This is a genomic window from Rhodococcus sp. FG69 (assembly GCF_057808915.1).
In genome coordinates this window covers 69,441-83,450 of record NZ_JBMDIX010000018.1, presented here as the reverse complement: position 1 = coordinate 83,450, position 14,010 = coordinate 69,441, and the positions used below count along the sequence as shown (strand labels likewise).

Sequence of the window (14,010 nt, the reverse complement as noted above, 5' to 3'; positions counted from 1 at the left end):
CATCGACCACCGCGATGGGCGGGTACGTTCGGACGGGTACGTTCGAGAACCATGAGCCTGGAGAAGCTGCCCGCCATTGCCCGCGCTGCCTACACGACATTCGAGCCGTTTCACATCACGGCGTACTTCAATCCGCATCTGAAGTCGGCAGGCCAGGACACCGGCCTCGACGGTCATGCCTGGTACTTCGGGTCTCGGGCCGCACCCCTCGGTGAGACGTCGGCGAGCGTCGTCGCAGCTGCGTTCTACAATTTCAACCCCGAGTTGGTCGAGCGGGTCTGGCCGTCGGCGGTCGCCGCAGGACTCGACACGATCACCAAACGCCGCTGGGAGTTGCTCGACGCCGTCCTGACCGACGCGCTGGGACCACTGGCGACCGACCCCCAGCTCGTCACGATCGGCAACCGCCTGCGAGACATCGGTGATACCGCCGTCTTCGCCGGGCGCACGTTGTCCGCCGCGTGGCATTCGTCCGAACGTCCCGACGCTCCGCACCTTGCACTGTGGCACTCCATCGCTGTCATCCGGGAGTGGCGCGGCGACGGCCACCTGGCAGCCCTCGTCGACGCGCAGTTGGATCCCGCGGAAGCCGTCGTGTTCCACGAAGCCGTGCATCCGGATCCGAAGGCTCGGCGAGTGCTCGGCAAGCGCATCACTCAGCTGACACGGCAGTGGTCGGACGAAGAATGGGATGCAGCCGCTCGACGCCTGGCGTCGCGTGGACTGCTGACCACCACCGACGGGGGCGAAACCCTCACCGATCAGGGCGTCGAACTCGACGCGCACATCGAGCAGCGCACCGACGTCCTCGCGTCGTCCATCTGGAAGGGCATCGACGACGCCGAGGAACTGATCATCAGCGTGCGCCCCTACGTCAAAGCCGTCATCGACGCGGGAATTCTGCCGGGGACCAAGAAGCGCACCGACTGAATCGACTGTGCCGATGATCCTGGAACACGCGCTACTGAACGTCTTACCCACTCGCACCGAGGAGTTCGAAGCGGCATTCGGTCGGGCATCGTCGATCATCTCGGCGATGCCCGGTTTCGTGAGCCTGCGGTTGTCCCGCGGGATCGAGAGTCCCGATGTCTACCTGCTGCTCGTCGAGTGGGAGACGCTCGAGGACCACACCGAAGGCTTCCGCGGGTCGGATGAGTACCAGGAGTGGAAGGCGCTGCTGCATCACTTCTACGATCCGTTCCCCGTCGTCGAACATTTCGCCCCTGTAGGCGATTACGACGATCCGCGAACGGACGAAGCGATACGTTCCTTCTCAGCGCCCACGCCGAAGGAGACCTTCATGAACGCCGCAGCATCGTCGTACATCTCGAAGCAGGACCAGCTCGATATCTCGACCTACACGTGGGCCACCTCGGTCGAGCCCGCCCGCGGCGTCGTACAGATCGCGCACGGGCTCGCCGAGTACGGCAGCCGGTACGCACGGTTCGCCGCAGCCTTGAATGCCGCAGGGTTCCACGTCGTCGCATCCGACCATCGCGGACACGGCGCGTCGATCACCGAGACGCCTGGAGACTTCGGGTCGGTCGGCTTCGCCGCGTTGTGGGCGGACATCGAGCAGCTCGGCGAAAAGTTGTTGAACGACTATCCGGACCTTCCGCTGGTCCTCTTCGCACACTCGATGGGATCGTTTGCTGCACAACATGTCCTGATCGAGCGCTCCGACCTGTACGCGGGGGTCGTCCTGTCAGGATCCACTACCCTCGACGTCCTCGCAGCCGGCATGGTCGACGCCCCGGCCGGCGACCTGAGCGTCTTCAACAGCGCGTTCGAGCATCGCACCGGATACGAGTGGCTCTCACGCGACGAAGCGGAGGTCGACGCCTACGTCGCCGACGAGCTGTGCGGCTTCGACCTACCCGAGACCACAGTCCCCGCACTGTTCACCGAAGCGGACAAGCTCGCAGACCCGCACCAGCTCGGTGAGATTCGCTCCGACCTCCCACTGTTGATCGCCTCGGGATCCGACGATCCACTGGCCGGTGGTGGGCAGCTGATCGAACAGTTGGCGTCCCGCTACCGTGAAGCCGGCATGAGCGATGTAACCGTCAAGATCTACCAGGGCGCGCGACACGAGATAGTGAACGAGACCAACCGCGACGAGGTCACGGCCGATATCATCGGGTGGCTGACCGACCGACTCACCTGAGGCGCAGGTTCACCGGCTGGCCGTCCTCCGGGAACGGCAGCGAGGTGAAGTTCAGCGGTGCAACGTAATCGGCGTCCACGTCCCAGTCGTACCGCAGTAGCAGGTGGTGCATGATCGTCTTGATCTCGGCCCCGGCGAAGAACATGCCGATGCACTTGTGCACTCCGCCTCCGAACGGCTCCCACGCGTAGCGATGCACTTTGTCCTCGCATCGGTCTGCGTCGAACCGTCCAGGATCGAACGCTTCGGGGTTGGGCCAGTACTCCGCCATGTGGTGGGTGAAGTGTGGCGCGACCGACGCGTACGTCCCGGCAGGGACGAATTTGCCTTGGACTTCGGTGTCCTTCACCGCCCGCCGAGCGACGACGGGGGTCGGCGAGACGAGCCTGAGGCACTCCTTCATGACCAGGTCGAGCGAGTGCAGATCGTCGAGCTGCGTCAGTGTCGGCGAATCGGTATCCAGCTCGATCGACTCCGCCCGGCACTTTCGCTGCCACTCCGGATGCTGTCCGAGGTACTGCATCATCGTCGAGAGCGTGATGGTCGAGGTGTCGTGGGCTGCCATCAGCAGGAAGATCATGTGGTCGACCACTTCGTCGTCCGTGAAGCGCTGTCCGGTGTCGGATTCGATGTGGCACAACACCGAGAACAGGTCGTCGGTCGCGCTCGCGCGCCGGGCCGGAAGGTACCGCCGGAAGAAGGCGTCGAGAACCTTCCTGCCTTCGAGTCCACGCTTCCACCGGGTGCCCGGCAGTCGGTACCGGACGATGGATGTTGCCGCTTGCACGCAGGCGACGAAACTGGCATTGATTTCCGCTATTTCGGCCTCGGTGCTGCCCTCGGCCCCGCCCATGAAGATGCTCGTCGCGATATCGAGGGTGAGGGATTTGAGCGCGGGATACACCAGGAAACCGTCGGCTGCGGTCCATGCATCCAAGCCCGCACTGACGACAGGATTGAGGGAATCAACCGACTTGGTGAGACGGTCACGCGTGAAGGCCTGCTGCATGATTCGGCGGTGCCGAAGGTGCTCCTCGGAATCCAACAGCATGAGCCCACCGTGGAAGAACGGGCCGATCAGCAACGACCATCCGTCACTGTTGACGAATGCCTTGTCCTTGTTCTGCAGAACCTGCTGGCATGCATCCGGTCCGAGGACGGTGATCCAGCGCTGCCCGGCCATGGTCAGCCACGACACCTCGCCGTACTTCTCCCATCGCCGTCCGAACAGCGCCAGGGGGTCCTTGATGTATTCGAGGGTGTGCCCGACGACGGGAAGTCCCCCGTCACCCGAGACTGCCTCCAGGCGCGAATCCGCTGGTGGAGCGGCAAGTATCCGAGACATAATCAACCTCCGTCAATCTGACAGGAAGCCATGTCAGATAACTGTAGTCTGCGTCACAGCACGTGCATCTGTCAACATCTATCCATGACTCCGACGACACGCCGCTACGCAGGCATGAGCGCAGACGACCGCGCAACCGAGCGTCGGACGCGGCTGCTCGAAGCCGGTTTGGAAGTATTCGGCACCGCCGGCGCCGCGGGCGCGACGATGACCGCGATCTGCGCGCAGGCCAAGCTCACCGAGCGCTACTTCTACCAGAACTTCAGCAGCAGAGACGATCTCCTGCGGCACGTTGTCGATGCCATCGCCGAGGAAATTCGGGCTGCAGCCCTGACCGCACTGCACACTCCGGCGGACACCGTGGAAGGGCAGGTGCACAACGCGATCGCGGCCTTCGTCACCGTCCTGACCGATGATCCACGCAAGGGACGGGTCGCGATGATCGAATCCGCTGCCGTCGACTCGCTTCGGGCGCACCGACGCGAATCGATGCGGGACTTCGCCCGATTCGTCGCCGAGCAGGCCCGCGACCTGTACGGCGACCGGGCCTGGCCGGAGCCTCAGTCGCAGATCAACGGCGTGCTGTTCATCGGAGGCCTCGCCGAACTGGTCGTCGCCTGGCTCTACGACGAGATCGACGTGACGCCGGAGCAGATCGTCGACGCCGCGACTCACCACTTCGTCTCCACCACCCATCGCTGACGATAGCTACAGTGGACTCGGTGGCCCACGCTCGCCGAACCAAGCAGTCGACTCCACCGGACAAGACGTGTGCATCCTGCGGTCGGCGCATCGAGTGGCGCAAGAAGTGGGAGAAGAACTGGGATGACATCGAATACTGCAGCGATGCCTGCCGGCGACGCACAGTGACCGCATCGGACCGCCAGCTCGAAGCAAAGATTCGCGAGCTTCTCGATGCGCGCTCTCGTGACTCGACGATCTGCCCGTCGGACGTGGCGCGTGCGATGTCCGAGAACGAGTGGCGCGAGCTGATGGAACCTGTGCGGCGTGCGGCCCGGCGCTTGGTCGACGCCGGCGAAGTGGAGATCACCCAGAAGGGATCCGTCGTCGACCCGTCGACGGCCAAGGGACCCATCAGAATTCGCTGGAAGCGCTGAGCCTGGCGGTTCCGCTGTGGCCGAGGGCGGCTCCGCCGCAGTGGCGCGGTTGAGTGCACCCTGATGCACTTAACCGCGCCACTGACGCGGAGCGTCGCTCGTCCACGAAAAAGACCGTCAGCGCACCAAACTCGCCGCCGTGTTCGCGTCGATGATCAACGACGACACCAAGCCGGACTTCAGCACCGCCAACACCGCATCCCGCTTCGACTCCCCCGCCGCGATCGCGATGACATGTTCGATACTCCGCAGCGACTCCTCCGACACACCCATTCGCCGATCATCGAGACCGTGAATTCGCCGCCCGTCGCGGTCGAGCATCAACGCACACGATTCGGCCACCACGCCGTGATCCGCCCACTGCTGCGCTTCTCCCGGAGCGAGCAGGTCGTACACCTGAGACAGACCGGGATTCCACGCACCGATGGAGACAACAGCTTTCGTCACCGACCGGTGATGACTCAGCGTCTCCTGGATACCCCGACTGCTGCGCAACGCCGCGCATGTCTGCGCGTCGGATACCACCAATGGTGCATACATGGACCACGCTCGCCCGCCCCCGAGCGCCGTGATGCGGCGGACCAACTCGGCTGAATTCGACCCGATCTCGCCCGCCATCCCGGTGAGCTGCACGACGTCGCACGCAGCAATGGAATCGAGATGAGTTGTCATGCGCGCCAAGGTTCGTCCGCAATCCACCCCGAGCACATCCGATGGGGTGACGATCTCGGTCAGAAGGTCGGCCGTCACTCGTCCGACGGCGTCCCACAGTTCGCCTTCGCCGCCGGTGATGGTGCGCACTGCGAATGCCATTCGAAGATCGAACGTGTCCTTGAGTGCACGCGACAACTCGATATCGATCGATTCCGGTGCGTGCACCGTGATTTCGACCATGCCCGACGACACCGCGTCCTCGAGCATGCGCGCAACCTTGAATCGCGACAGCCCGAATTCGTCCGCGATCTGCACCCGCGTCCGCCCATCGACGTAATACCGGCGTGCGATCAACCCCCGCTGGATCAGCTCCTCGGGACCCACTCTGCGACCGTCTTGCTCTTGGGGCATCCCCCCACCCTTCCACGTTCCAACCTCAGCATCATTGCACAGCGCTCATATGAGCGGGCCCGTTGACAAACGAGCTTAGGTCCTTGCATGATCCGTGTCACTAGTCATGTGAGCAGTGAGGCACAACATATGAGCAAGCTCGACGACGCCGATCTACGGCGTCTCGCGCGTACCGTCCTGGTCCGCGAAGCCGCGGGCCTGGATTCGTTGGTGGACGTGGTGGAGCCGAGCGTCGTACGCATCGCCCGCGCAGCGGTCAGCACCACGGGCAAGGTCATCACCACGGGTTCCGGCACATCGGGGATCATGGCCGAACGTCTCGCGCATCTGCTGTCGGTCTGTGGAACTCCCGCTCTCTACCTCCCGTCCATGGACGCCCTGCACGGCGGAATGGGAGCCGTCGGCACTGACGATCTGGTTCTGGCGATCTCCAAGACCGGCCGCTCTGTTGAATCGACTCAATTGGTCAGCGGCCTGGTCGGACGGGGTATCCATGTCGTCGCGGTCACCGAGGCCGCCGACTCGCCGTTTGCGGCAGCCGCGACCGAGATCGTCGAATTACCCACGACCGCACCCGGTGCCGACCCCGGCGACATGATCGCGCTGACCAGCACCCTGGCCGTCGGCGCGTGGGGCGACGCTGTGGGCGTCGTCGCCATGGCGTTGACCGGACATACGATGCGCGACGTCGTCGACCTGCACCCGGCCGGCGGCGTCGGCACCCGCGAGGACGTACGCACCGGCGACAACGCACCGGTGGTAGCGCTGTGACGCGACGGGTGGTCGTGGGAATCGACTCCTCGACCCAGTCCTGCAAGGCGGAAGTCCGGGACGCCGAGTCCGGCGAATTGGTGGCGTCGGGATCCGCCCCGCACACACCGGCTTTCCCGCCCTGCAGCGAGCAGCAACCCACGTCATGGTGGGACGCCCTTGTTCTTGCAGTCCGAGCTGCTCTCGACACAGCCGGCGAGACCGAGGTCGCCGCAATCGGCGTCGCCGCACAGTGCCACGGCCTCGTCCTCCTCGGCGCAGACGAAAAACCCCTCCGGCCCGCCAAGCTCTGGAACGACACCACCGGCGCCGAACAGTTGTCGAAACTGGTCGAGACGATCGGCGGCCCCGCGTGGGTACGACGCATCGGATCGCTGCCCACCGCGGCGTTCACCATCGCGAAGCTCGCCTGGGTTGCCGAGCACGAACCGTCGGTGCTCGACGCCACTCGACGCATCCTTCTCCCGCACGACTACCTGACCTTCCGCCTCACCGGTCGGGCTGTCACCGATCGCTCCGACGCCTCGGGTACGGGATATTTCGACGCACAGACTTCGACGTGGCTGCCCGACATCCTCGACGTCGCCGCCGGTGCGCGCGACTGGCTCCCGATGTTGCCGACGGTCCTTGCCGGAGCCGAGCCCGCCGGATTTCTCACCGAGAACGCCGCATCCGAGCTCGGTATCACCGGGCCTGTCCTGGTCGCGGCCGGCGCTGGAGACCAGCATGCCGCCTACCTCGGTCTCGGCCTGACCGACGGTGACCAGTACGTCGGGCTCGGCACCTCGGGCGTCGTGGCCACCTCCACCCGCACTCCGGTATTCGACGAAGGCGGAATCGTCAACGGTGTCGCCGACACCGCCGGCGGATATCTGCCGCTCATCTGCACGCTGAATGCGGCACGAGTCGGCGATACCGCGGCACGCATTCTCGGTACCGACCACGCCGGACTCGCCGAGCTGGCCCTCGCCGCCGGACCGACCGTCGGGCCGACGCTGGTGCCCTTCCTCGACGGTGAGCGCACCCCGAACCGCCCCTACGCGCGGGGGATGCTCACCGATCTCACCTCGGCCACCACCAGGCACGAGATGGCGCGTGCGTTCCTCGAAGGCCCGCTCCTGTCGCTGCTGTCCGGTCGAGATGCCATCCGTTCGTTCGGGATCCGTTGTGAGGGAACGATTACGGTCGTCGGCGGCGGAGCACGCTCGCGCGCAACTCTGCAGCTGCTCGCCGATCTCTCCGGTGACACCGTCACAGTGCCGGACACAGACGAGGCGACGGCGCGAGGAGCCTGCGTCCAGGCCGCAGCCGTCGCAGCCGAACTCGACGTCGACGCGATGGTCGCGCTCTCCCATCGATGGGCACCGCGGGCCAGGACAACCGTTCTTCCCCGCGATACCGGGCGCGACATCGACTCTGTCCGTCGAAACTGGGCGCGGGCCGCGGCCGTCGACGTGCTGGATCGGCCGGTCACACAGTGAGCGTCGCACTGGCCCCGTGGCACGTCGGCCACGCAACTCATCTCGCGGGAAGCATCTACGCGGCAACCCCTGGGCGTCGGGTCGACGCCGCCCGCGCACTGGTCGACGCCGGAATCGCAGTGCACGTCGATGTGATGGTCCCGAACGAAGGACTGCCACGAGGGATAGCCGTCGCCGAACTCGACGGCATCGCCGCGCAGGTTCCGCCCGACATGCTCGGAATTCACCTGATCGGCAGCGCATCGGGAGTTCGAGGGCTGCTGCAGAGCATCCCCGACTGCGCTGATCTGTATCTGCCGATCGGAATCCGAGACCACCGGGCCACGCGACTGTGGGCCGCCGTCTGGGACGAATTCGACGACGAGGCGCCCGCCGACGCCGATCTCGACGGATACGACGGCGTTCTCGTCATGCTGCTCGAACCGGGCACAGCCGGCGCCGCAGATCTGTCCCGCCTGGCGCTCGTCGAAACGTTCTCTCGGCGCACTGCCGTCACCGTCGACGGCGGCGTCACACCCGAGTCGATACCCCGATGCCGCTCCGCCGGCGCCACCACGCTTGTCGTCGGACGCGCGCTACTTACCGATTGCTCACCGCTGGAAGGACAACCATGACACCAACATCTCCCGCATCCTCGATGCGTGCGAGCGTGATGACCGGCGTGCGCACCCTCGAGATCGAGGATCGCCCCGTTCCCACACCGGCGGCGTACGAGGTGCTGATCGAGGTCGCCGCCGTCGGGGTCTGCGGATCCGACGTGCACTATTACCGCGAGGGGCGCATCGGCGACTTCGTCGTCGACGAACCGATGATTCTCGGCCATGAACTGTCCGGCAGGATCGCCGCAGTCGGTGACGGCGTCGACCCGGGCCGTGTCGGTCAGCGCGTCGCCGTCGAACCACAACACCCATGCCGTCGATGCACCCAATGCATGGCCGGACGCTACAACCTCTGCCCCGACATGAAGTTCTACGCCACGCCTCCGGTGGACGGCGCGTTCTGCCGTTACGTCACCATCGATGCCGACTTCGCCCACCCGATACCGGATTCGATGTCCGACGAAGCCGCAGCACTGCTCGAACCTCTGTCCGTCGCGGTGACGACGATGCGCAAGGCGAACATCGCCCCAGGATCGTCCATCCTGATCGCGGGTGCCGGACCGATCGGTATCATCACTGCTCAGGCCGCACGTGCATTCGGCGCGGCCCGCATCGTGGTTTCGGACCCGGTCGAATCGCGACGCGAACGCGCATTGACGTTCGGTGCCACCGAGGTAATCGATCCCATGACCGTCGACGTCGCTGCGCTCGATCCACAGGTCGACGCATTCGTCGACGCCAGTGGAGCTGTGCCGGCCGTACAGAGCGGCATTCTCGCCGTCGGGCCTGCCGGACGTGTGGTCCTGGTCGGTATGGGCGCGGACAACTACCCGCTTCCGATCAGCCACATCCAGAACCTGGAGATCACCGTGACCGGCGTATTCCGGTACACCGACACCTGGCCTGCTGCAATTCATCTCGTCTCCTCCGGCCTGGTCGATCTCGATCGACTCGTCACCGGACGCTACGACCTCGAGCACGTCGCCGACGCGCTCGACAGTGACACCGACCCTGCCAGCCTCAAGTCGATAGTGGTGCCCACATGAGCAAGAATCCATTCGATCTGACCGGACGTACCGCGATCGTCACCGGCGGCAATCAAGGTCTCGGCCGTGCGTTCGCGTTCGGACTCGCCGAAGCAGGGGCGCGCGTAGCCATCGCCGGACGCAGCGCCGAGCGCAACGAGAAGGTCGTCGCCGAAGCTGCCTCCGAAGGCCACGAATTCACCGCGATCACCGCCGACATCACCAACCGCGCCGACATCGAGCGGATGACCGCCGAGGCCATCGACGCGCTCGGCCACGTGGATATCCTCGTCAACAACGCGGGTACCTGCTACCACAACGATTCCTGGGACGTCACCGAGAACGAGTGGGACAGCGTATTCGACCTGAACGTGAAGGCGTTGTGGGAGTGCAGCATTGCCGTCGGCGCTCACATGCACGAGCGTGGCAGCGGTTCGATCGTCAACATCGGGTCGATGTCCGGCATCATCGTCAACCGCCCGCAGATGCAGCCTGCCTACAACGCATCGAAAGCCGCCGTGCATCACCTCACCAAATCCTTGGCAGCAGAGTGGGGCCCACTCGGAATCCGCGTCAACGCGGTCGCGCCCGGATACTGCAAGACCGAGATGGCACCCGTCGATCGACCCGATCTCAAGCGCTACTGGATCGACGACGCACCCATGCAGCGGTACGCGCTGCCGGAAGAGATCGCACCCAGCGTCGTCTTCCTCGCCAGTGACGCAGCAAGTTTCATCACGGGTTCGGTTCTCGTCGCGGACGGGGGTTACACCGCATGGTGAGCACCGAGACGGTTCGGCGCATTCTCGTCGAAGGCATCGACGGTGTCAGCGTCGAGACTGTGCCGACGCCGGTACCCGGTCCCGGTGAGGTGCGGGTGCGGAGCACCATCGTCGGCATCTGCGGCTCCGATATCCATGCAGCGCATGGTCGTCACCCGTTCATCGACCTTCCGTTCCGCCCGGGCCACGAGGTGGTCGGCGTCGTCGATGCCGTCGGCGACGGCGCAGACCCCGGCCTCGTCGGCACCCGCGTTGTCGTCGAACCGAACTTGGCGTGCGGGCACTGCACCCAGTGCGACGCCGGACGGTACAACATCTGCGCCGAACTGGCCGTGTTCGGTTGCCAGACCCCGGGTGGCCTCACCGACGCCTTCACCATCGCTTCGGACCGTGTGGTGCCACTGTCCGACGATCTCGACGACCGTCACGCAGCGCTGATCGAACCCCTCGCGACGCCGGTCCACGCCGTCCGCCGCGCAGGCAGTCTCGTCGGCGGGCTGGACGGGAAACGAGTAGCCGTGCTGGGCGCAGGTCCGATCGGTCTGTTCGTTCTGCTCGCGGCCCGCCGCGCCGGTGCCATCGTCGTCGTCGCCGATCTGCTCGAGTCCAAGCGTGCCCGGGCCGAGCGACTGGGAGCAGTCGGCAGTGTCGATCCCGTTGCCGCCGACGCGGTGACAGTTGCTCACGACGCGCTCGGCGGTCCCGCCGACGTCGTGATCGACTGCGTCTCACGTGAGTCCTCGATCGCGCAGGCGATCGATCTCGTCGACAAGGGCGGTGCGGTACTTGTCGTCGGCGTTGCAGCCGGGGTCACGCCCGTGCCCCTCGAGAAGATCCAAGACCGCGAGATCGTCGTCGCCGGCGCTCTGATGTACGTCCGCGAAGACATTCAGGAGGCGATAGACATGCTCAGCGACGGTTCGATTCCAGTCGACGAGTTCGTGACAGCCGAATTCCCACTCGAACGCTCCGCCGAGGCGTTTGCAGCATCCGCCGATCCGGAGCACGTGAAAGTACTGATCACCGTGGGTGATCGAGCATGACCGCCTTGCTCGAATGCCAGGACCTGACCAAGAGCTTCGGAGGGGTGCCGGTACTCAAGGGAATATCTCTCGACCTCGAACCGGGCACCGTCACCGCACTCGCCGGCGAGAACGGCGCGGGCAAGTCCACGCTCATGAAGATCGCCACCGGTCAGCTCCGCGCCGATACCGGAACGGTCATGATCGGCGAACACCAACTCTCGTCGGGCGACTCACGGGACGCTGTCCGGCACGGGGTCGCGATCGTCCCGCAGGAACTTGCATCGATCGACGATATGTCCGTGTACGAGAACATGTTCGTCGGACGCGAGAAGCGCCGCGGCATTTTCTTGGATCGTCGCGCGATGATCAAGGAGGCAGCGGAGGCGTTGAGCGTCTTCGACGTCACCATCTCCCCCACCGCGCGCATGGGCAGTCTGCCTGTCGGACTGAGACAGATCATCGAGATCGTCAAGGCTGCACGCACCGGCGCTCAGGTGGTCATGCTCGACGAACCGACGTCGGCCATCTCCGAGCGCGAGGTCGAGGGCCTCTACAGGGTGATGCGGCAGCTGCGCGATCGTGGTGTCGCGATGGTCTACACCACCCACAAGATGGCCGAGATCCGCGCTATCGCCGACCGCGTCGTCGTACTGCGCGACGGCAAGCTGATCACCGACGAGAAGCTCACCGACATCACCGACGACGACATCGTCACCGCGATGATCGGCCGCGAACTCGAAAACCTTTTCCCGACGGTCGGAACGGACATCGGAGACGTTGTCCTCGAAGTCCAGAACCTTCATGTAGCCGGCGCGTCGGCGCCGATCGACTTGACGGTTCGGCGCGGCGAAATCGTCGGCCTCGCAGGTCTTGTCGGAGCGGGACGCACCGAACTGCTCGAAGCACTGTTCGGTATGCGCACGGTGACGTCGGGAACGGTCAAGGTCGACGGAAGGACCGTGCCCAAGGGCAAGCCCGCCGCGGCGATCACCGCAGGGATGGCCATGGTGCCCGAGGACCGCAAGGTCAACGGCGTCGTGTTGTCGATGAGTGTGCTGGACAACGGATCGCTTCCGAGGCTGTCGAAGTTCAGCATCGCCGGATGGCTGCGCAACAAGGCCAGGGCGACCGAGGTGACGAGCGCCATGGACTCCGTTCGGCTGCGAAGCCGGGGAATCGGCCAGAGCGTCGGGACCCTGTCCGGTGGAAATCAGCAGAAGGTGGTGCTGGCACGCTGGCTCACCGGTACGGTCGACGTGCTGCTTCTCGACGAGCCGACGCGCGGAGTCGATGTCGGAGCACGCTCCGAGATCTACCGAATCATCACCGAATTCGCCAGCCGCGGAATGGCTGTCGTGATGGCCTCGTCGGACATGCCGGAGATCGTCGGTCTGTCGCACCGCGCGTTCGTCATGCGCGAGGGAGCCTTCGTCGGCGAACTCGACCGCGACGCGCTCGATCATCCCGAAGTTCAGGACTCGGTGTTCCGCCTCGCCACCGCGCTAAACACGCGGAACGAGCAGTCACCGACCACAACCACCACGACCGACAAGCGGTCGTCACTCGAGGAGGCACCACAGTGACAACACCCGTCGCTGATCCGGACGAGAAGATTTCCGTCTCGGCCACTACGGGCGAGCCGGTCCGCCGGTTCTCCAGCGCCTGGGCCGGAGCCCTCGCACTACGCTATTCGATGGTCATCGTGATGCTCCTGGTGATCGCGTACTTCTCTTACCGCAGTGCACGTTTCGGCACCGCGGACAACCTGCAGACGATTCTCGTCGCAGCGGCACCGTTTGCACTGATCGCTCTCGGCCAGACTCTCGTCATCCTCACCGGCGGCATCGATCTCTCGGTCGGTAGCGTCATCGCAGTCTCGGCAATGGCATCGGCTGCAGTGGCGAAGGCGAACCCGGGTCAGATCTGGATGACGGTGCTCATCGCCATGGCCGTCGGGCTCGCCGCAGGGTGCATCAACGGATTTCTGGTATCTCGGATCAATGTGCCACCTTTCATCGCAACACTCGGTATGCTCACAGCCGGTTCAGGTTTCGCGTATGTGATCGGCGGTGGCGCGCCGATCAACGGTCTACCGGCAGAGTTCGGCCAGATCGCCAACACCAAGATATTCGGCCTGCAGATACCGGTTCTCGTGATGATCATCGGCATCGTGGTGCTGGCCGTGGTGATGAAGCGAACTGCCTACGGCATGCGCGTCTACGCCGTGGGCGGCAACCGAACCGCAGCCGAGATCGCCGGAATCAACGCCAAGAACGTGCTGTTCAGTGTCTACGCTCTGTCCGGCCTGCTCGCAGGTCTGTCCGGGGTCATGCTGGCATCGCGTGTCATCTCCGGCCCTCCCAACCTGGGCCAGGGATACGAACTCGACGCCATCGCTGCAGTCGTGATCGGCGGCGCGAGCCTGATGGGCGGGCGCGGCACCATCTGGGGTACTGCACTCGGCCTGTTCATGATTCAAACGCTCAACAACGGTCTGGACCTTCTCGTCGTTCCCGCCTACTGGCAGGACGTCATCAAGGGAGTTCTGATCGTCGCCGCAGTCTCGGTCGACGTCTGGTCGTCCAAACGAAGAGTCTGATCGCCCCGAAAAGACTCTGTCCAGTACCCACCC

Annotated in this window: 14 protein-coding genes and 2 pseudogenes; 14 read left to right on the top strand and 2 right to left on the bottom strand. The window is 64.9% G+C overall.

The genetic code is table 11. The annotated features are described in order from the left end of the window. Window positions 1-51: 51 nt before the first annotated feature. From ACODSO_RS15740 to ACODSO_RS15730, 3 genes and pseudogenes are all read left to right on the top strand, one after another. Window positions 52-930 carry an SCO6745 family protein gene (locus tag ACODSO_RS15740; RefSeq protein ID WP_489037659.1) on the top strand — a complete coding sequence of 293 codons (879 nt, stop codon included), beginning with the start codon at window positions 52-54 and terminating at the stop codon, window positions 928-930. A 13-nt stretch (window positions 931-943) separates the two neighbouring features. Continuing rightward, window positions 944-1,228 (top strand): annotated as a pseudogene (locus tag ACODSO_RS15735) (antibiotic biosynthesis monooxygenase family protein); the annotation flags it as partial. A 72-nt stretch (window positions 1,229-1,300) separates the two neighbouring features. Continuing rightward, complete coding sequence (locus ACODSO_RS15730) at window positions 1,301-2,167, top strand: alpha/beta fold hydrolase (RefSeq protein WP_068376429.1); 867 nt, start codon at window positions 1,301-1,303, stop codon at window positions 2,165-2,167. Here the strand turns inward: ACODSO_RS15730 and ACODSO_RS15725 are convergent. Next, window positions 2,160-3,512, bottom strand: a complete 1,353-nt coding sequence (locus ACODSO_RS15725) for a cytochrome P450 (RefSeq protein ID WP_068376425.1) — start codon at window positions 3,510-3,512, stop codon at window positions 2,160-2,162. The genes ACODSO_RS15730 and ACODSO_RS15725 overlap by 8 nt on opposite strands. An 84-nt stretch (window positions 3,513-3,596) precedes the next feature. Here ACODSO_RS15725 and ACODSO_RS15720 point away from each other — a divergent pair, with 84 nt between their 5' ends. The 3 genes and pseudogenes from ACODSO_RS15720 (at window position 3,597) to ACODSO_RS15710 (ending at window position 4,630) form a co-directional block, all read left to right on the top strand. After that, window positions 3,597-4,214, top strand: a complete 618-nt coding sequence (locus ACODSO_RS15720) for a TetR/AcrR family transcriptional regulator (RefSeq protein ID WP_489037656.1) — start codon at window positions 3,597-3,599, stop codon at window positions 4,212-4,214. 11 nt (window positions 4,215-4,225) lie between these two features. Beyond that, window positions 4,226-4,363, top strand: a pseudogene (locus ACODSO_RS15715) (DUF2256 domain-containing protein); the annotation flags it as partial. 15 nt (window positions 4,364-4,378) lie between these two features. After that, window positions 4,379-4,630, top strand: coding sequence for a DUF3253 domain-containing protein (locus tag ACODSO_RS15710; RefSeq protein WP_068376420.1), 252 nt, complete (start codon window positions 4,379-4,381; stop codon window positions 4,628-4,630). 117 nt (window positions 4,631-4,747) lie between these two features. Here ACODSO_RS15710 and ACODSO_RS15705 read toward each other — a convergent pair whose 3' ends face one another. Next, window positions 4,748-5,695: a sugar-binding transcriptional regulator gene (locus tag ACODSO_RS15705; protein ID WP_068376418.1), complete on the bottom strand. Its 948-nt coding sequence runs from the start codon at window positions 5,693-5,695 to the stop codon at window positions 4,748-4,750. Window positions 5,696-5,824: 129 nt separating this feature from the next. On the opposite strand from ACODSO_RS15705, the gene ACODSO_RS15700 reads away from it, so the two are divergent. Genes ACODSO_RS15700 through ACODSO_RS15665 form a run of 8 tightly spaced genes read left to right on the top strand, consistent with a single transcriptional unit; the run spans window position 5,825 to window position 13,977 of the window. Continuing rightward, on the top strand, window positions 5,825-6,466 hold the full coding sequence (locus ACODSO_RS15700; RefSeq protein WP_231912582.1) for an SIS domain-containing protein: 642 nt from the start codon (window positions 5,825-5,827) through the stop codon (window positions 6,464-6,466). After that, window positions 6,463-7,947, top strand: coding sequence for a xylulokinase (gene xylB, locus ACODSO_RS15695; RefSeq protein WP_489037655.1), 1,485 nt, complete (start codon window positions 6,463-6,465; stop codon window positions 7,945-7,947). The genes ACODSO_RS15700 and xylB overlap by 4 nt, the downstream gene beginning before the upstream one ends. Further along, the gene (locus ACODSO_RS15690) at window positions 7,944-8,561 is read left to right on the top strand and encodes a beta/alpha barrel domain-containing protein (RefSeq protein ID WP_068376415.1); all 618 of its coding nucleotides are present in this window, start codon (window positions 7,944-7,946) and stop codon (window positions 8,559-8,561) included. The genes xylB and ACODSO_RS15690 overlap by 4 nt, the downstream gene beginning before the upstream one ends. Beyond that, the gene (locus tag ACODSO_RS15685) at window positions 8,558-9,592 is read left to right on the top strand and encodes an NAD(P)-dependent alcohol dehydrogenase (RefSeq protein ID WP_068376413.1); all 1,035 of its coding nucleotides are present in this window, start codon (window positions 8,558-8,560) and stop codon (window positions 9,590-9,592) included. Before ACODSO_RS15690 ends, ACODSO_RS15685 begins: the two co-directional genes overlap by 4 nt. Next, complete coding sequence (locus ACODSO_RS15680) at window positions 9,589-10,353, top strand: SDR family NAD(P)-dependent oxidoreductase (RefSeq protein ID WP_068376411.1); 765 nt, start codon at window positions 9,589-9,591, stop codon at window positions 10,351-10,353. The genes ACODSO_RS15685 and ACODSO_RS15680 overlap by 4 nt, the downstream gene beginning before the upstream one ends. Further along, window positions 10,347-11,396: a zinc-dependent alcohol dehydrogenase gene (locus ACODSO_RS15675; RefSeq protein WP_068376404.1), complete on the top strand. Its 1,050-nt coding sequence runs from the start codon at window positions 10,347-10,349 to the stop codon at window positions 11,394-11,396. The genes ACODSO_RS15680 and ACODSO_RS15675 overlap by 7 nt, the downstream gene beginning before the upstream one ends. After that, window positions 11,393-12,961 (top strand): sugar ABC transporter ATP-binding protein, encoded by a 1,569-nt coding sequence (locus ACODSO_RS15670; protein WP_068376402.1) that lies wholly within the window; start codon window positions 11,393-11,395, stop codon window positions 12,959-12,961. Before ACODSO_RS15675 ends, ACODSO_RS15670 begins: the two co-directional genes overlap by 4 nt. Continuing rightward, window positions 12,958-13,977, top strand: a complete 1,020-nt coding sequence (locus ACODSO_RS15665; protein ID WP_068376400.1) for an ABC transporter permease — start codon at window positions 12,958-12,960, stop codon at window positions 13,975-13,977. Before ACODSO_RS15670 ends, ACODSO_RS15665 begins: the two co-directional genes overlap by 4 nt. The last annotated feature ends 33 nt before the right edge of the window (window positions 13,978-14,010 follow it).